The organism is Novosphingobium sp. NDB2Meth1 (assembly GCF_900117425.1).
GTDB lineage: Bacteria > Pseudomonadota > Alphaproteobacteria > Sphingomonadales > Sphingomonadaceae > Novosphingobium.
In genome coordinates this window covers 19,248-36,481 of the sequence record NZ_FPEH01000018.1, presented here as the reverse complement: position 1 = coordinate 36,481, position 17,234 = coordinate 19,248, and the positions used below count along the sequence as shown (strand labels likewise).

The following is a 17,234-nucleotide window of genomic DNA, read 5'->3' as shown; positions in this document are numbered from 1 at the left end:
AAACAGACAGGACAACAGGATGATGAGCGAAAATCCCGAAATCGGGCTCCGCGTCGATGTGGGCGGCGTGGGCACCAACTATATCCAGAGCGGGGAAGGCCCGCCGCTGATCCTGATCCACGGTTCGGGCCCCGGCGTAACGGCCTATGCCAACTGGCGCGGGGTCATCCCCGATTTCGCGCAGCACTTCACGTGCTACGCGCCCGATACGTTGGGCTTTGGCTACACCGACTTTCCGGCCGATATCGAAGGCTTCGCGATGGAGCGCTGGGTGGGCCACCTGATCGGGTTCATGGATGCGCTCGGGATCGAACGCGCGCACTTCATCGGCAATTCCTATGGCGGCGCGCTCACTCTAGCGCTTGCCGTGCGCCATCCGGAGCGGGTCGCGCGGATGGCCCTGATGGGCGCCGCCGGTCTGCCATTCCCGATCAGCGAAGGGCTCCGCAAGGTCTGGGGTTATCAGCCTTCGCTGGAGGCGATGCGCGATCTCATGACCACCTTTGCGCACAATCCGGCGCTGGTTAAGGAGGAGATCGTACGCTCGCGTTATAAGGCCAGCATCCGGCCCGGCGCGCAGGAAGCTTATGCCAGCCTGTTTCCCGAGCCGCGCCAGCGCTGGCTTGATGCGCTGGCGACCGACGAGGCCGCGCTCGCCGCCCTCCCCCACCCGACGCTGGTTATCCACGGGCGCGACGATGTGATCGTGCCGCCCGCGCTTTCGGTGCGCTTCAATCAGTTGATCCCGAACAGCGAACTCCACATATTCGGCAAATGCGGCCACTGGACGCAGATCGAGAAACGGGACCGCTTCGTGGAACTTGTCATACCCTTCCTGCAGAGCACCTGACGCGTGGCTGACCGCGATCCGGAAAGTTTGCCGCGCCCGCGCCGGACACAGACCGAACGCAGCGAAAGCATGCGTGCGCGCCTTTCGGCAGAGGCGTATCGGCTCGTGGCCGAGGGCGGTGTCCGCGCCCTCACCATCCGCTCGCTAGCGGGTGCAGCCCATGTCTCGCAAGGGGCAGTCCTGCACCATTTCCCGGACAAGGCCGCTGTTGTCCTGCTGGCGATCGAGCAGACCCTTACGCTTGCGCGTGACGACAGCCGCGAATGGCTGACGACATCCGGCGATGCCGAAGGCATTCTGCGCGCCATGCTCGCCGAATTCAGGGCGTTCTTCTTCAGCGACCGCTTCTGGGTGGCGATGGGCATCACGCTCGAAGTCGCCAAGGATAGCGACCTGTTCCCGCAGGTCCGTGCGAAGGTCGCCGAGCTGCGCGCGCCGATCTACCGCGCATGGGAGGAGCAGCTGATTGCGCGCGGCTGGACCGAAGAGCAGGCCCGGCGCGATGTCCGCTCCGCCGCCGCGCTGCTCTCGGGCGCCGCAATCCGGCGCTTCTGGGCCGATGAAGACGAAGTTTCCGACGCCGTAGAAGCTGAATGGCTCGAGGCCCGGCTCGCCTACGCAGCCAAACGCTGAAGCGCGCTACTCCGCTGCGCCCGTCCCTAGCGCGACAAGTTCAAGCCGATCGCCGCGTGTAGCCCGGCCGATGTTGCGCAGGAACACCTTGAGCCGAATCAGCCCGAAAAACTCGAGCATCGTGGGCAAGGCGAATTCAAGCATGTTCGCCGCCTCGTCCTCCTCGATTTTACCTTCGACCTGATCAAGGAATATCTGCGCTTCCTTGCCCGCCACGTATTCGGCCGCTTCGATGTAGTAGCCGAGGATCGAGGGCGGAAACCCGCGTGCTTCGTCAAATCCGGCTTCACGCATCCGGCCCCACAGATTGACAAGGCCGGCGTCGGTGACACTGAGGGCAGGCCCATCCGGGCTCTGGATCATCCGGATCGCGCCGATGCTATCAAGCACTTTGGCGTCATCTGCCGCATGCGGTGTCTGGCTTGCCAGAGTCTGGATCGTCACGAGGCTCTGGCGGACACCGACCCGCGCGGCGACGAGTTCCTCCAGATGGCCAAATGCGGTCGCACCTACCGGCCGGTTCGCTGCACCGCCCTTCAGCACGTGGGCAATCTGCGGCAAAGTCATGGCGGAATCCCGCTGCAACTTGCGCACGGCGAGGATCGCACGCACGTGCTCCTCACCATAATCGGCTACATTGCGAGCCGGACGGCTCGGTTCGGGTAAGAGACCTTCGCGCAGATACACGCGGATCGTTTCGCGATTGACCCCCGTGCGCGCTTCCAACTCACGCATCTTCATGCGTCTTCGCTTAGCGCCGGATCCTCGCTCTGTCTGCCCCTTCCGCCGCCTCTTGGGGCAAGGAGATTGATTTGCCTGTTTACGATCTCCTTTTTTGCGTATATTTAATACGCGTAATGAGCCGTCATGAAGCGGCAGGGAGAGTCTTATGGATTACGGTCGGTACTATCTGGGCGCAGTGCTCCAGCTGGCGGTGATTGCCAGTTTTCTGGTTGGCGGAAGCTGGGTGTGGATCGGGATCGCGTCGCTGCCCGCGTTCGGATTGATCGATTCGATCCTGCCCAACGATTTCAGAGTGCGCCGCATCACCAACAAGGCGCTTGCCGATATCCCGGCCTGGTTGTGCTCCCTCCTCGGCCCTGTGGTCTATATTGCTGCTGCCATCTGGGTCGCGCGCAATCCCGGCGCCTCAGCCCTCGACTATGTTGGCGTTATCGCGTCCTGCGCATGGCTCAGTGTGATCCCGCTGGTTCCCGCCACGCATGAGCTCTATCACCAGCGCGGGAAGCTGCGCCGGTTCGTCGGCCGCTATGCGCAGATCTGCTATCTCGATTGCACGCGCGAGATCGCCCATGTCGTCGGCCACCATATTCATGTCGCCACCGAACTGGACGGCGATACGGCGCCGCGCGGCACGAGCCTTTATGCCTTCACGCCCAAGGCCGTGATCCACTCGACGCTGGAAGCCTGGCGCTCCGAAAGCGACAATCTGGAAGCCATGGGCAAAGGCCGCTGGTCGCTTGGCCACCGCCTCTACAAGGCGATCCTGATCCAGCTGGTGTTCCAGACCGGCATTCATCTGATCGGCGGGTGGACAGCCAACGCCGTGGTGCTGGCCGGCATGGTCGGCGCACGCTTCTGGGTCGAAAGCTTCAACTATTTCCAGCACTACGGCCTGATCCGCCTGCCCGGCGCGCAAATTGACCGTCGTCACGTGTGGAACCACTTGAAGCCCCTTTCGCGCACCCTGGGCTTTGAAATCACCAACCACGCCGATCACCATACCAACAGCTTCGCCGCGTTCCACGAGCTGAAGCCCGATACCAAGTGGATCCCGATGCCTTCGGTGTTCGTGTGCTTCTTCTCGGCCCTGATCCCGCCCGTGTGGCACAATCTGGTGATCAAGCCTGCGCTGAAGCGCTGGGACAATGAACTTGCGAGCCCCGAAGAGCGCGCCCTCGCTCGCGAGCAGAACCGCCGTGCGGGCTGGCCAGACTGGTTTGAAGACAAGACGGAAGCAGTCGGCATGGCCGCCGCGGCCTGATTGCTCCGCAGTTCGGACAGAAGAAGAGCCGCGCCGTACAAGCGGATGCGGCTTTTCTTGTGTGCGGGCCGCCTATCCTGCCTGCTTTTTGCCCGTGCTGGCGTCGGTGAACTTGTCGTAGTGGACGCTGGCAAGCGGCACGCCCGCCGCCAGCAGCGCAGCGAGCCCTGCATCAATCATTCCCGGCGGACCGCACATATAGGCCTGTGTGGCGGCCACATTACCAAGATCGGTCAGCGCGCCCGGGATTTCCTCGGTGACCAATCCAAACCGCATACCTTCCGCCTTCGCTTCGGACAGCACCGGCCGGAACTCGAACCGGCCCTGCCAGCGCTCGCCGATCGCTGCAATCTCGCTGAGGTAATAGAGATCGCGCTCGGTGCGCCCGCCGAACAGCAGGATTGCGTCGCGCGCCGTGCCTTTGGCCACGGCATCTTCCAGAACGCTCATCAAGGGCGACAAGCCGCTGCCGCCGCCGACCAGCACGATGGGGCCACTTCCCTCGCGCAGCCAGAATGTACCGTGCGGCGCTTCGAGCGTGAACGCCGCATCATCGAGCTGACCGGCGAACAAGGCTTCGGTGAATGCTCCTCCCGGTACGCGCCGGATAAACGCCGAAAGACGCTGGCGACCGCCTTCCACCGGGGCCGTGCTGAACGAATAGGACCGCGGGCCGGGTCCGCCAGGCCACGACACGTTCATGTACTGGCCTGCCCGGAAATCCACCGGGCTATCGGTTTCCCACGTCACAAAGCGGATATCGTGTGTGAGATCCTGCTGCAGGGCGATCCGCGCAGCGACCTTGCGGATGGGGGCTCCGCCCAGTGGGACATCGACGAGAAGGTCCGATTCGGGGACTGCCTGACAAGCGAGAATGTATCCGGCCTGCAGCTCCTCGCGGCTGAGCGTGTAGCCGAAGGGCGTAATGGCATCGACTTTGCCCTGCAGCAGCCGAGACTTGCAGGAACCGCAGGTTCCCACCGTACAATCATGGGGATAGGCAATGCCGGCCTTGAGCGCGGCTTCCAGCACCGTCTCGTTCCGGGCAACTTCGAAGGTGGGCCCGCCGCTGAGCGCAACTTTGGCCGAAGCTTTCTTCGCAAACAGCTTTCTAAACATCCCACTTCCCCAAAAAATGCCTGAAATCCGTCATATTCCGACTTTTGCGCTGCACAATATCTGCCCGCGATCGCTGATGTCGTAAATCAGTTGACATAATCAGCACCTACCTTAGATTGCGTACAAAGGTCACGCAAAATCTTGTCGAAACGGACGGGGCCTTGTTTTTGGGAAGAGAGGGAGGAAGCCATGAAGGCCTTTGGGCAAGTGAGCATCTGCGCGATTGCAATCGCGATTGCCGCACCAGCATATGCCGCCGATAATGCCGCAGCCGAGCCGCAAGCACAGGCGGCCGAAGGAACTTCCGACGCCGTCGGCATCGCCGAGATCATCGTGACCGCGACAAAGCGGTCAGAGAACCTCCAGAACGTGCCGGTCGCCGTCTCCGCCATTCCTGCCGCGACCCTCCAGGCCAGGGGCGTGTTCGAAACGTCCGATCTCAACAACACCATGCCGAACCTGCAGGTGTCATCGCCCTATGGCCAGCAGCAGCCGAACTTCTCGGTGCGCGGCGTGGGCGTCGGCACGGAATTCAACGCCAACGCCGCCTCACCCGTCGGCGTCTACGTCGACGAGGTCTATCAGGCGTTCCGCGCCAGCCATGGCCAGCAGCTCTACGATCTCCAGCAGGTCGAGGTGGTGCGCGGCCCGCAGGGCACGCTCTATGGCCGCAACACCACCGGCGGCGCGATCAACTTCATCACCCATGCGCCGGGCCTGTCGGGTACCGAAGGCTATGCCACCGCAGGCTACGGCAACTACAACCGCTTCAACGCGGAAGGCGCGCTGGAATTCACGGCCATGGAAGACAAGCTCGGCATTCGCTTTGCCGGGACTTATGTCAATTCCGACCCCTATGTGCTCAATAGGCTCGCGGCGGGACCGAACACATCCGCGGGCGGCGGTGCCTCGGGCCTCAACCGGAACTCGGGCATCAACCCTGGTGGTGCGGAAAACTTCGGCGGCCGCGTCACGATCCGCTTCAAGCCGAGCTCATCGGTTGACCTCAAGCTGAAGCTCTATGCTGCAGAGTCCGAAGGTGGCACGGAAACCCCGCTGCCGACCGGCCAGTCCAGGACCAACGACACAATCAACTATACGAGCCCCAACTTCCTCCTCGGCGGCCTGTTCGGAGCACTTTCGCAGGCCGGGTTGCTGCCGGCGAGCTACAGCCAGTCCGGCAGGGGCCTCGGCATCAACGAGATCGAGGCCGATACCGTCGGCATCGCCAGGACCCATGCCCGCGGCGCGGTGTTCGATGCCCGCTTCGAACTCAGCGACCGGATCAAGCTCATCTCGATCACCGGCTTCGATGATGGCCTCTACCAGCAGACCGCGACGGACTGCGACGCCAGCCCCCTGCGTCTCTGCTCGATCGGCTACAAATCGCGCTTCCACGCCTTCAACCAGGACGTGAGGCTCGATTACAACGGCGGCGATTTCAAGCTGATCGTGGGCGCCTACTATGGCAAGGATACGGTGACCGCCGACAACACGCCGGACTTCTTCAATTTCACGAGCGACGTTCGCGCAGCTGTCGGCCTGCCGGCCAGCTATTTCAATCCCGGCGGCGCGTTCAACGGTGCCGGCCTCTCGGCGGCCTCGCTGCCCACCGGCATCCGCGCCACGCAGCATTTCAAGCAGATCCGTGACAGCTACGCGATCTACGGCGAAGGCAGCTATCAGGTCACGCCCACGCTCAAGATCACCGCTGGCGGCCGCTACACCAAGGACAAGAACAAGTTCCGCGACGGCATCACGACCTATTTCGATGATGCCGGCACCGCGCGCCTGATCACCGTGTCCGATTTCAAGCAAGGCGGTGCGTTCTCGCCCTATTTCCTCCAGGACGTGAAGAACGAAGCGGGGCAGACAGTCATCCCCTCGTTTGCCGGGCTTGGCATTCCGGCGCCCAAGGGTCTCAGCCAGGACGGCGAATCCGGGCGCTTCACGGGCCGCTTCATTGTCGACTGGAAGCCCACCGATGGTGTGCTGGTCTATGCCAGCTACAGCCGCGGCTACCGCGCCGGCACCTTCAACGGCCTTGCCTATGGCAGCGCGAACCAGGTCTACTTCGTGGCGCCCGAACAGGTGAATGCCTACGAAATCGGCTTGAAATCGCGCTTCTGGGACAACAAGGCCCAGCTGAACATCTCGGCGTTCATCTATGACTATAAGGGCCAGCAGGGGCAGGTCGTCGATGCGACCGCCACAGCGAACCTCATCTCGCTCGACGGCAACTTGAAGGGGCTCGAAGCCGAGCTGATCCTCAAGCCGGTCGAACAGCTCACGCTGAACGCCAGCCTCGGCATCCTCGACAGCAAGTATGCGGACGGGGCCTGCCCGGCCAACCCGGCCAGCATTCCCAAGTTCCCCGCACAGCTTGGCAGTTGCGTCGTTTCTTCGGGTGGGCCGGTCAGCGTAGCGGGCAATCCCTTCCCCTATGCAGCCAAGAGCTCTGCGTCCTTTGGCGTCGACTACACCCCCTTCAACAACGGCACCACCAAGCTGCTGATCCATGGCGACGCGAACTACACCGGGCGGTTCTACTTCGACTCGTTCAAGGACTACAGCGCCGGCCCGCTGCCCAAGGTGGCCTCGGGCAAATTCGGCGAGGGCGAAGGCGACTACTGGGTGCTGAACGGGCGCATCACCCTGACTCACGGCAACTACTCGCTCTCCGTCTGGGGCAAGAACCTCGCCAACAAGACCTACTACCCGTTCGGCATCTCGATCGAGAACCTGTTCGGCAACGGGTATCGTGTCCGCGCCCAGCCGCGCACCTTCGGGGCCGAGGCGACGATGCGCTTCTGACGTTGACCTTGGGAGGAGGCGCACGGTTCAGACCGCTGCGCCTCCTTCCGCTTTGATGGGAGCAAGACATGAGCGCAGCCTCTGTCGATACGCGTTACTGGCGGTTCTGCGCCAGCATGGGCCCGCTGTTCGTGCTGGTTTTCTATCTCTGCTGGGGCATTCTGGGGCACAACTTCCCCCCGTTCTCACCTGACGCCCCGGCCAGCGAAGTGGCCACTTATTTCCGCGAGAATGCCGGCAGTGTCCGCTTCGGCATGGTCATGGCGATGACCTTTGCGCCGGCCTACGGCGTATGGGGCTACTCTGTTGCCAAAGTGCTCGAGCAGGTGATCGAGAAGGACAGCATTGTCGTCCAGCTCGCTCGGGTGGGAGCAGCGTGGACAGTGATCACACTGCTGGTGCCGACGTCGTTCTGGCTCACCGCAGCTTTCCGGCCCGAAGCCTTGCCGGACTGGATGATCCAGATGCTCTACGACATGGCCTGGCTGCTTATCGACCTCGCCTATGCCGTGACCTCGGTGCAGCTTTTCGCGATCGGCGCCGGGTTCCTTGCCGACAAGCGCGCCGTGCCGTTCGTACCGAAGTGGCTTGCATGGTACGGCATCTGGGTCGGCTTCATGTTCGTCCTCGAATGCGTGATGCCCTATTTCCGCAACGGCGCGTTCGCACGCTCGGGCATTCTCAATTTCTGGATCGAATTCCTGATCTGGATGGCCTGGGTGCCGGTGCTGACGGCCTACATGTTCAAGGCGATCGGCCGGATCGAGCGCGGCGAGTAATCCTGCGATGACTGCCACGACCGCACCTGACCGTGCCTCGATGGCGACCTTGCCCGGCGATTCCGGTGTGTGGTTCTTCATCGTGGCGGACATGTGCGCGTTCGCGGTCTTCTTTCTGGTGTTCAGTGCCGGGCGCGCTGCCGAACCGGCGCTCTACGAGACGTCGCGCCGGATGCTCGATCTTCGTTTCGGCCTCGCCAATACGCTGATCCTGCTCACCAGCGGGGCGTTCATGGCGCAGGCCGCGCGCACGGCGCAGCGCGGCGATTGGCAGCGCACGCGGACCTTGCTGATTGTTACGATGATCACCGGCTTGCCGTTCGGCCTGTCCAAGGCGCTCGAATGGAGCGCCAAGATGGCGCACGGCGTGACGCTCACCACGAATGAGTTCTTCACCTACTATTTCATCTTCACCGGCGTGCATTTCCTGCATTTCGCCATCGGCATCGCAGTCCTGATCGTGCTGATGCGCACGGCGACCGACACGGCAAAGCCTGCGGATACGCGGCTGCGCTGGATCGAGGCGGGCGGCGCCTACTGGCACATGGTCGATCTGCTGTGGATCGTGCTCTTTGCGATGCTCTACCTGTTGAGGGCGGCATGAGCGCGGCGGGACCCCGTCATGCCGCGCCTGTGGCGGCGATCTGGGCCGTGCTGGCATTCGCCAGCATCGCGGGCTTTGCGCTTGCCGAAGGGCTGGCCCCCGCGCGCATCGCCGCCACGGCGGCGATCCTGCTCGCGGCCGTCAAGATCAACCTGATCATGGTGCACTACATGGACCTCACCTGGTCCCACACACCTTTGCGACCATTGCTTGCCGCATGGCTGGCCGTGGTCACCCTCATCCTGCTTGGCGGATACTGGTCTGCCTGAACAAAAAACCTGGAGAGAGCGATGTTTGACAATTCCGTACTGGCCGATCCCGCCATGGCCATCGACCCCGCCAACGACGGCCGCCACGAACTCCCCGATGTGGCGATGGGCCGGGAATCCATTCCCTATATCGTGGTGCTGCCCGAACACGGCATTGCCTTCTTCACCTATACCTGGGTGACCAAGGACAGCATGGCCGGCGCCGCGCTCGCCGTCTTCGGCCCCGGCGCGGGCGACAAGCCGATCCAGCAGCGCCTGCCGGACCGGCCCGTGCCGCGCGACATGGATTTCGACGATTGGCGCATCGACAACTTCCGCATGGCGCAAGACCTCAAGTTCGATCGCGCGTCGATCTTCTGGGAAACCCCGGAAGCCACTGTCGACGTACAGTTCGAAGCCTTCCATCCGCCTTATGCCTATGGCTCGGACCCGCGCGGCTGCCCCAGGTATTGCGCCACCGACCGCGTTGAGCAGGCTGGCCGCGTGACGGGCACACTGCGCATCGGCGACCGCGTGATCGAGGTGAACGGCACCGGCCACCGCGACCATTCGTGGGGCACGCGCGACTGGGTTGCCTTCCAGCAATACGAATGGTTCGTGGGGCAGGTCGGCACCGAAGCCTCGGTCCACTTCTGGCGGCTCAACGCCGTGGGCAAGGAGCAGATCCGCGGCTTTGTCTTCCGCGACGGGCTGATGAGCCTCGTCGATACGGTCAAGGTCGATGTCGATTACGACGACCAGTATCTCCAGACCGGCTACCGCGCCGATATTGTCGACGCCGCAGGCCGCAAGACGCATATCGATGCCAAGGTCTTCGGGACTTATTGCCTCGTCCCCGATCCCGCGATCAGCCTCTATGAAAGCGGCGCCACTGTCACGATCGATGGCAAGCCCGGTGTGGGCTGGATGGAGTGCGCCTGGCCCACCGCCTACCTCGAACACATCCGCGCCAACGGTCCCTACTGAAAGGTCCCGCAATGACCACAGCCACGCTGAACGACATGGAGGCCGTCAACCGGCGCATCCTTGATCGCCGTGCCGCGAACCGCAGCCTCCCGCCCTACCGGGCCGCGCTCATCCCCGAAGTGACCGACCTGCTGGCCAGTTACTTCGACAAGGTCTGTCCCGGCGCCGTTGTCGACGGCGTTCGCCGTGTCGGCGGGGGCGCCTCGAAGGAGCAGTTCTTCTTCACGCTGACCGATGCCGAGGGAGCGCGGCAGCAATACCTGCTGCGCATGGACCCGCGCTCGGCGATCACCGAGACGGATCGCGAGCGCGAATTCATCCTGCTGCAGGCCATGGCAGGCGTGGTGCCCGTTCCCGAAGCGGCGTGGGTCGATCCTGCCGGCTCGCACTTCCCCCAGCCCGCCGCGATCATGAAAGTCGTCTCGGGCGTCACCAAGCCGAGCGGTTCGGGCGTGAAGGTGTCCGGGCTCGGCACATGGCTGGGTGAGGACCTGCGCGCGAAGCTGCGTGACCAGTTCCTCGATCACCTCGTCACAATCCATGCCTACGATTTCCGGGCGAACCCGCTGCCCGGTTTCGAAGTGCCCGACGCCGATGACCTGCAGGCGGCGCGCTGGGTAATCAACTATTGGCATGAGCTCTGGCGGATCGACCATGGCGAAACGCGGCCCATCGTCGCGCTGGCGCAGCAGTGGCTTGCGGACAATCTGCCGCCCTGCCCGCCCGAAAACCTCGTGCTGACCCACGGCGACTATCGCACCGGCAATTACCTGTTCGACGAAGCGAGCGGCCAGATCACCGCGCTGCTCGATTGGGAACTCGCGCGTATCGGCGACTTCCACGAGGACCTCGGCTGGGTGCTGATGCAGATCTTCGGCACCAACGAAGACGGCACGTTCCGTGCCAGCGACCTGTTCGAGCGCGAGGAGTTCATCACCGAATACGAGCGCCGCTCGGGCCGCACCGTGAACCGCACCACGCTGCACTTCTACGACGTGCTCTCGAGCTACAAGTGCTACGTCATCTGCGCTGCCAATGGCCTTGCCGCCGCCCGATCGCAGCACAACCATCAGGATGTGCTGCTGACCTTCCTCGGATGCGCCACCGCCATCTTTGCCGGTGATCTCGTCCGCCTGCTGTCTCAGGGAGCCCCCGCATGACTCCCAATGTCGATGAACGGCTCGCCAGCATCGTGCGCGCGCTGTCCGAAGTGATCCTCCCGCACCTGCCACCCGAAGCCTCGCTGGCACAGGAACAGGTACACCTGTGTATCGGTCACCTTCAGATCCTGCGCGCGCAGTTCGACGCGGTGCCTGCATTCGAGCGCGAAGAACTGGACGATGCGGTTGCGGTCGCACGCGATCTCGCCGGCACCGTCACCGGCGGCGAGCAGACCACCGCTGCCCTTGCTGCGATGAACGCCGCGGTCGCGGCGGCAGACGGCGGCGATGTGCGCGGGCAGCGGGCTGCCGTGCTCGAAGCGGTCGATGCCCTGGTCAAGGCCGTTTCGGCAGATGGCTCCAGCAACGCGAAGGTTGCGCTGCCAGGCATCATCCTGTCGCACGAGGCCCCGCGCACCCTCAAGGATCGCCAATGGTTCGCACCCTTCGGGTTCGACACGCTGTGATCCGCCCCGAAGATTTCGACTTCCACTTCACGGACGCTTCGCCCTGGCAGTGGGCGGAAACCCTCGCGCTGCCGTTCTGCGTGCCCGAGGCCAACATCAACGTCATCGTCTACCTCGTCACCCGGCCAAAGCTGGGCGTTGCGATGTGCGACGTGACCATTCTCGACCGGATCGCACCGTTGTGGGAGGACCAGCTCTACGTCGACAACATGCAGCACCTGCCCTGTCCGGAAACGCTGACCACGTTCGCGCTGCCCAACGGGCTGTCGTTCGAGGTGATCGAGCCGCTGGGGCTCTACCATCTCAAGTACGAAGGCATCGACGATACCCGATTCGACCTGCAGTACCGGGCGCTCCACGCACCCTATGATATCAACGACCCCGCCATGGACCCGACCGCCGCCGCGCGGCAGGGCCCGGCGTGGGATTCCAGCTGGTCCGGGCACTACGAGCAGACCTACCGCATCACCGGCTCGCTCACGGTGCGCGGCCGCACACATGCGGTCGATTGCGTCGAGACCGGTGATCGCAGCTGGGGCCCCCGCCCCGAGCGCGACAACGGCGCGGTGATCTGGTGGCATGCCAGTTTCGGCGAAGCGTTAACCGTACACTTGTTTACTGGTCACGATATCGCTAAGACCAAGGTCCTGGGACCGCACGTCAGCGGCTACGTACTGGAAGAGGGTCATGTCTACGGCATCGTCTCGAGCGAGGGCGAGCAGGACTACATGGGCGCAATGCCCATGAGCGGCCGTCTCAGCGTGACGGACGTGCGCGGCAAGACGTTCGTTCTGAGCTACGGCACCACGAACGGCTGCTACTGGGCGCCCTGCCCTTCCAACACGTATCTGCAAAGCTCGCTCCGCGTCACCTGCGTCAGCTCCGATGGCGTGCGCCGCGGCTACGGCGTGCAGCAGATCGGCCTCAGCCGCGCCTACCTCACGCGTCACCGCGACGCGATCCGCACCCGCTACTGACCAGTCAAGGAACCCTTGCCATGAACGCCACCGCTGCCGTCCTCAACCAGCCCATGGGTCCGTTCTCGATCGAGGCGGTCGATGTCGCTGCCCCTCAGGCGGGCGAAGTGCGTGTCGCGATCAAGGCGGCGGGCATCTGCCACACCGATCTGGTCGTCGCCTCGGGCGCGATGGGGCTGCAGTTTCCGGCCATTCTTGGCCATGAGGGCGCCGGGATTGTCGATGCGGTCGGCGAAGGCGTCACCAGCGTGAAGCCGGGTGACAAGGTGCTGCTGACGTTCAATTCGTGCGGCGCGTGCAAGCCCTGCAGCCGCCATGAACCTGCCTATTGCAGCAACTTCGTGCCGCTCAACATGGTTGCCATGCGCGGTGACGGCTCGACGCGCGTGACCCGCGATGGCCAGCCGGTTTCGGACAACTTCTTCGGTCAGTCCTCGTTCGCCTCGCTCGCCATCGCGAACGAGCGCAATGTGCTCAAGGTCGATGACGATGCCGATCTTGCGGTCCTCGCGCCGCTGGGCTGCGGCATCCAGACCGGCGCGGGCGGCGTCATGCGCTCGCTCGGCGCCAAGGCGGGCGAAACGCTGGTGGTGCTGGGAGCGGGCGCGGTCGGGCTTTCCGCCCTGCTCGGCGGCAAGATCGCCGGTTGCACCACGATCATCGTGATCGAGCCGCAAGAAGGCCGCCGCGCGCTGGCCTTGCAGCTTGGCGCGACGCATGTGCTCGACGGACAGGGCGATATGGCGAGCGCGGTGCGCGGCATCGTGCCCGAGGGTGCGGACATGGTGCTCGATACCAGCGGCTATATGCCGGTGGTCGAGCAGAGCGTGAACATGATCGCCAATCGCGGTCGCATCGGATTGCTCGGCGTACCCGGTTCGCTCGATGCCGCGCTGCCAGTGCCGGTCGTGCAGTTCATCACCCAGGGCGGTACCGTGCGCGGGATCATCGAGGGCGATTCCGATCCGGCGGTGTTCCTTCCTGAGCTGATCGCCCATCACAAGGCGGGCCGCCTCCCCATCGAGAAATTCATCAGGACCTACCGCCTGGGCCAGATCAACGAGGCCATCGACGACGCCCACCACGGCAAGTGCGTCAAGGCCGTGCTGCTCATCGACTGAGGATTACCCACATGACCTACACTTCGATGCGCATCGACCGGGAGGGCGGCCTTGCCCGCCTCACCTTCATCCAGCCCGCGCGCGGCAACCCGATCGATGGCACGTTCTGCGCCGAGTTCTGCGACGTGGCGAACGAGCTTTCGTCCGATTCCACGGTCCGCGCCGTGCTGATCTCGGCCGAAGGCAAGGCCTTCAGCTATGGCGGCGACATCGCGATGTTTGTCTCGCAGCTCGACAGCCTGCCGCTCCAGATCAAGCGCTGGACGGCAGACCTTCATGTCGGCATTGCGCGCCTGCAGCGCATGGATGCGCCGATTGTCGCTGCCGTGCAGGGCATCTGCGCGGGCGGCATGGCGGGGATGATCGCCGGTGCCGATATCATCGTGACAGAGCCGGGCACGCGCTTCGTCGCGGCCTATGCCGGGATCGGCTATTGCTGCGATGCCAGCAGCTCGATCATGCTCAGCCGCCGCATGGGCCTCGCTCGCGCGCGCAAGTACCTGCTGCTCAACGAAACGCTCGATGCGCAGACCGCTCTGGCAGCGGGCCTGGCGGACGAGATCGTGGAGGCCGATGCGCTTGCCGCGCGCGCCGAAGCGATTGCGAAGCAGCTCGCAAATGGCCCGACCCAGGCCTATGGCGAAATCCGCCGCCTGCTCGTTTCCGCCGCGACAACTCCGCTCGATGCGCAGCTTGAGCTCGAAGCACAGGCGCTGGCCCGCGTGGCAGGAACCGCCGATGCGCGCGAGGGGCTCACCGCCTTTGCCGCCAAGCGCAAAGCGGCTTTCACCGGCCGATGATCAGCGAAAGGACCTGATCATGTGGCTCTATCCCGAAGTCAGGACGCTCGGCGAGTTCATCGAGTACCATGCGCGCACCACGCCTGCGCGGCGCGCACTGGTTCATGGTGACCGCACGATCTCCTTTGCCGAGTACGATGCGGTGTCCAACCGGGTCGCCAACGGCCTGCTTGGCCAAGGCGTGGGCGCGGGCGAGCGGATCGGCTTTCTCGGCCTCAACACCCCCGATTTCTACTTCGCGCTTGTCGGCACCGCCCGCACCCGCGCCGCGTTCGTGCCTCTGAACTGGCGGCTTTCGGCAGCGGAACTGGCGCAGTTGATCCAGGATAGCGAAGCGCGGATCGTGTTTGCCGAGCGCGCGCTGGCGGACTTGTGGCATGCCGCACTGGAGGCTTCGGGCTGCCCTGTCGAAACAATCTGGTTCGATAACGAGGATACCCTCGAACTGCGTTACGCAGGCGAAAGCGCCGCCAAGCCCGCGCTGTTCATCAGCGAGGAAGACATCGCCATCCAGCTCTACACCTCGGGCACCACGGGCAAGCCCAAGGGCGTGATGCTGAGCCACGGCGGGTTCAACCGCATGCGCCTGTGCGAGCATCTTGAACCCAGCTACGAGTGGCATGATGGCGACATCTTCATCAACCCGCTGCCGAATTTCCACCTCCTGTCGATCGGCATTGCCTATCAATGCCTCTACAACGGGGTGGCGGTTTCGATCATCCGCCAGTTTGATCCGGGAGCCGTTTGCGAGGCGATCCAGCGCGATCGTCCGACTCTGCTGACGCTGACGCCGACGATGATCCAGATGCTGCTCGATCATCCGCGCGCCGCCGAGACGGACTTCTCGTCCTTGCGCATGGTGCTCTATGCAGGCTCTGCCATCTCGCTCGGCCTGATCAAGCGCGCCATCGTGCAAATGCCGTGCAAGTTCATGCAGTTCTACGGCGCAACCGAGGCAGGCGGTGCCTTCTCGATCCTGCGCCCGGAGGAGCACGATCTCGAGAACGAAGCCAAGCTGCAAAGCTGCGGCCGGCCCCTGCCGCTGATCGAATTCCGCATCGTTGATCCGGCGGGGAACGAAGTACCCGATGGCGAGCCGGGTGAACTTGTCGTCCGCGCCCCCGCGATTACGCCAGGCTACTGGAAGCAGGAAGAAGCCACCGCCAAGGTGCTGCAACATGGCTGGTACCGCACCGGCGACGTTGCCCGCCGCGACGCCGAAGGGCTCTACTACATCGTCGACCGGGTGAAGGACATGATCGTCTCGGGCGGCGAGAACATTTACTGCGCCGAAGTCGAGAACGCGCTCTCGACCCACCCCGAGATCGCGCAAGTCGCCGTCATCGGCGTTCCGGACGCGCGTTGGGGTGAAGCGGTCATGGCCTGCGTGATCCGAAAGGAAGGCAGCACACTCGATGAGGCCGCGCTGATCGCGCATGCGCGGGTCTTGCTAGCGGGCTACAAGGTGCCCAAGCGGGTGGCCTTCATGGAAAGCTTCCCGCTGGTGCCATCAGGCAAGGTCTCGAAAAAGGACCTGCGCGCGCCCTACTGGGAAGGGGCCGCGCGCCAGGTCGGATAATCGTTGTAGCCGCGCGCATCGCCGACATAGGCGTAGTCCATGTCGGCGGCTGCGAGCGGCAAGGCACCGCGCATGCGCGTCACAAGATCGGGGTTTGCGATATAGGGCCGCCCGAACGAGACCGCATCGGCCTGCCCCGCCGCAATGCAGGCATCGGCCGACGGTCCGTCAAAGCTGCCGTTCTGGATCACCACGCCCCGGAAGATCGCCCGGATCCGTGAGATGACTGGGTTCTCTGGCCGCTCCATGAAGCCCGAGGCAATGGGCTCAATCAGGTGGATGTAGGCCAGGCCGAATTCCTGTGCCAGCGAGGCAACAGCATCGGCGAGCGCATCGGGGTTCTCGTCCCCCATGCCTTTGCGCGCGCTGGTCGGGCTGATGCGGATACCGACCCGGTCTGGCCCGGCCACTGCAGTTACCGCCGCCATAATCTCGCGCAGCAGGCGCGTGCGCCCGGGCAGATCGCCGCCATAGGCATCGGTGCGATGGTTGGCGTTGGACTGGAGGAACTGATCGATCAGATAGCCGTTGGCGGCGTGAATCTCGACGCCATCGAACCCGGCCCTGAGCGCATTGGCTGCGCCACCGCCATAGGCCTCGACCGCCTGTGAGATGTCGGCATGGGTCATTTCGCGCGGGACGACATAAGGCTTCATCGGCAGAAAACCGCCATCGTAGTCCAGCGACGGCGGCGCAAATGTCTGCCCTTCCCCGGGCAGGGGTGTTGGCCCCAGCGGCTGCGCGCCGCCGATATAATCGGGCAGCACGAGCCGCCCCATATGCCAGAGCTGCGCAAAGATCCGCCCGCCCGCCGCGTGGACGGCGCTGGTCACATGTGCCCAGCCTTCGACCATCTCGGACGTCCACAGACCGGGCACCCGGTACCAGCCCATGCCGAGCGGATCGACCGCCGTCGCTTCTGAAATGATCAGCCCGCAATCGGCGCGCTGTGCGTAGTACTCGGCCATCAGCGCGGTCGGCACGTTGCCGGGTGTGGCACGTGCACGAGTGAGCGGGGCCATGATCACACGGTTGGGCAGCGTGAGGGCCCCTAGGTGCAGCGGCTGGAAAAGCGCGTCGAGGCTCATCGG

At 64.1% G+C, this 17,234-nt stretch carries 17 protein-coding genes; 14 read left to right on the top strand and 3 right to left on the bottom strand.

The window, feature by feature from the left end; translation table 11 throughout:
* The first annotated feature begins 22 nt into the window (after positions 1-22).
* Positions 23-850 carry an alpha/beta fold hydrolase gene (locus NDB2M1_RS14430; protein WP_072383450.1) on the top strand — a complete coding sequence of 276 codons (828 nt, stop codon included), beginning with the start codon at positions 23-25 and terminating at the stop codon, positions 848-850.
* A 3-nt stretch (positions 851-853) separates the two neighbouring features.
* Complete coding sequence (locus tag NDB2M1_RS14425; protein ID WP_072383356.1) at positions 854-1,483, top strand: TetR/AcrR family transcriptional regulator; 630 nt, start codon at positions 854-856, stop codon at positions 1,481-1,483.
* Between the two features lie 6 nt (positions 1,484-1,489).
* Here NDB2M1_RS14425 and NDB2M1_RS14420 read toward each other — a convergent pair whose 3' ends face one another.
* Positions 1,490-2,218, bottom strand: a complete 729-nt coding sequence (locus NDB2M1_RS14420) for a MerR family transcriptional regulator (RefSeq protein WP_253185892.1) — start codon at positions 2,216-2,218, stop codon at positions 1,490-1,492.
* A 154-nt stretch (positions 2,219-2,372) separates the two neighbouring features.
* On the opposite strand from NDB2M1_RS14420, the gene NDB2M1_RS14415 reads away from it, so the two are divergent.
* A complete protein-coding gene (locus NDB2M1_RS14415; RefSeq protein ID WP_072383352.1) occupies positions 2,373-3,488 on the top strand; it encodes an alkane 1-monooxygenase in 1,116 nt (371 codons plus the stop codon).
* 72 nt (positions 3,489-3,560) lie between these two features.
* Here the strand turns inward: NDB2M1_RS14415 and NDB2M1_RS14410 are convergent, their stop codons facing one another.
* A complete protein-coding gene (locus NDB2M1_RS14410) occupies positions 3,561-4,607 on the bottom strand; it encodes a 2Fe-2S iron-sulfur cluster-binding protein (RefSeq protein WP_072383350.1) in 1,047 nt (348 codons plus the stop codon).
* Positions 4,608-4,796: 189 nt separating this feature from the next.
* On the opposite strand from NDB2M1_RS14410, the gene NDB2M1_RS14405 reads away from it, so the two are divergent.
* The 11 genes from NDB2M1_RS14405 (at position 4,797) to NDB2M1_RS14355 (ending at position 16,143) form a co-directional block, all read left to right on the top strand.
* Positions 4,797-7,421 (top strand): TonB-dependent receptor, encoded by a 2,625-nt coding sequence (locus NDB2M1_RS14405; protein ID WP_072383348.1) that lies wholly within the window; start codon positions 4,797-4,799, stop codon positions 7,419-7,421.
* A 68-nt stretch (positions 7,422-7,489) separates the two neighbouring features.
* The gene (locus NDB2M1_RS14400; RefSeq protein ID WP_072383346.1) at positions 7,490-8,200 is read left to right on the top strand and encodes a hypothetical protein; all 711 of its coding nucleotides are present in this window, start codon (positions 7,490-7,492) and stop codon (positions 8,198-8,200) included.
* 7 nt (positions 8,201-8,207) lie between these two features.
* Positions 8,208-8,804, top strand: a complete 597-nt coding sequence (locus NDB2M1_RS14395) for a cytochrome c oxidase subunit 3 (RefSeq protein ID WP_072383344.1) — start codon at positions 8,208-8,210, stop codon at positions 8,802-8,804.
* Positions 8,801-9,073: a cytochrome C oxidase subunit IV family protein gene (locus NDB2M1_RS14390; protein ID WP_072383342.1), complete on the top strand. Its 273-nt coding sequence runs from the start codon at positions 8,801-8,803 to the stop codon at positions 9,071-9,073. The genes NDB2M1_RS14395 and NDB2M1_RS14390 overlap by 4 nt, the downstream gene beginning before the upstream one ends.
* Positions 9,074-9,094: 21 nt before the next feature.
* The gene (locus NDB2M1_RS14385) at positions 9,095-10,039 is read left to right on the top strand and encodes a DUF7064 domain-containing protein (protein WP_072383340.1); all 945 of its coding nucleotides are present in this window, start codon (positions 9,095-9,097) and stop codon (positions 10,037-10,039) included.
* Between the two features lie 11 nt (positions 10,040-10,050).
* Entirely contained in the window at positions 10,051-11,199 is a 1,149-nt protein-coding gene (locus NDB2M1_RS14380; protein WP_072383338.1) for a phosphotransferase family protein, read from the top strand.
* Positions 11,196-11,666, top strand: a complete 471-nt coding sequence (locus tag NDB2M1_RS14375; protein WP_083554866.1) for a hypothetical protein — start codon at positions 11,196-11,198, stop codon at positions 11,664-11,666. The genes NDB2M1_RS14380 and NDB2M1_RS14375 overlap by 4 nt, the downstream gene beginning before the upstream one ends.
* Positions 11,663-12,643, top strand: a complete 981-nt coding sequence (locus tag NDB2M1_RS14370; RefSeq protein ID WP_072383336.1) for a DUF7064 domain-containing protein — start codon at positions 11,663-11,665, stop codon at positions 12,641-12,643. Before NDB2M1_RS14375 ends, NDB2M1_RS14370 begins: the two co-directional genes overlap by 4 nt.
* Positions 12,644-12,663: 20 nt before the next feature.
* Positions 12,664-13,764 carry an NAD(P)-dependent alcohol dehydrogenase gene (locus tag NDB2M1_RS14365; RefSeq protein ID WP_072383334.1) on the top strand — a complete coding sequence of 367 codons (1,101 nt, stop codon included), beginning with the start codon at positions 12,664-12,666 and terminating at the stop codon, positions 13,762-13,764.
* A gap of 11 nt (positions 13,765-13,775) precedes the next feature.
* Positions 13,776-14,564 (top strand): enoyl-CoA hydratase/isomerase family protein, encoded by a 789-nt coding sequence (locus tag NDB2M1_RS14360; protein WP_083554865.1) that lies wholly within the window; start codon positions 13,776-13,778, stop codon positions 14,562-14,564.
* Positions 14,565-14,583: 19 nt separating this feature from the next.
* Positions 14,584-16,143 carry a long-chain-fatty-acid--CoA ligase gene (locus NDB2M1_RS14355; RefSeq protein WP_072383332.1) on the top strand — a complete coding sequence of 520 codons (1,560 nt, stop codon included), beginning with the start codon at positions 14,584-14,586 and terminating at the stop codon, positions 16,141-16,143.
* On the opposite strand, the gene NDB2M1_RS14350 is transcribed toward NDB2M1_RS14355, so the two are convergent.
* Positions 16,110-17,231, bottom strand: coding sequence for an alkene reductase (locus NDB2M1_RS14350; protein ID WP_072383444.1), 1,122 nt, complete (start codon positions 17,229-17,231; stop codon positions 16,110-16,112). The two genes, NDB2M1_RS14355 and NDB2M1_RS14350, sit on opposite strands and share 34 nt — an antisense overlap.
* Positions 17,232-17,234: the final 3 nt, after the last annotated feature.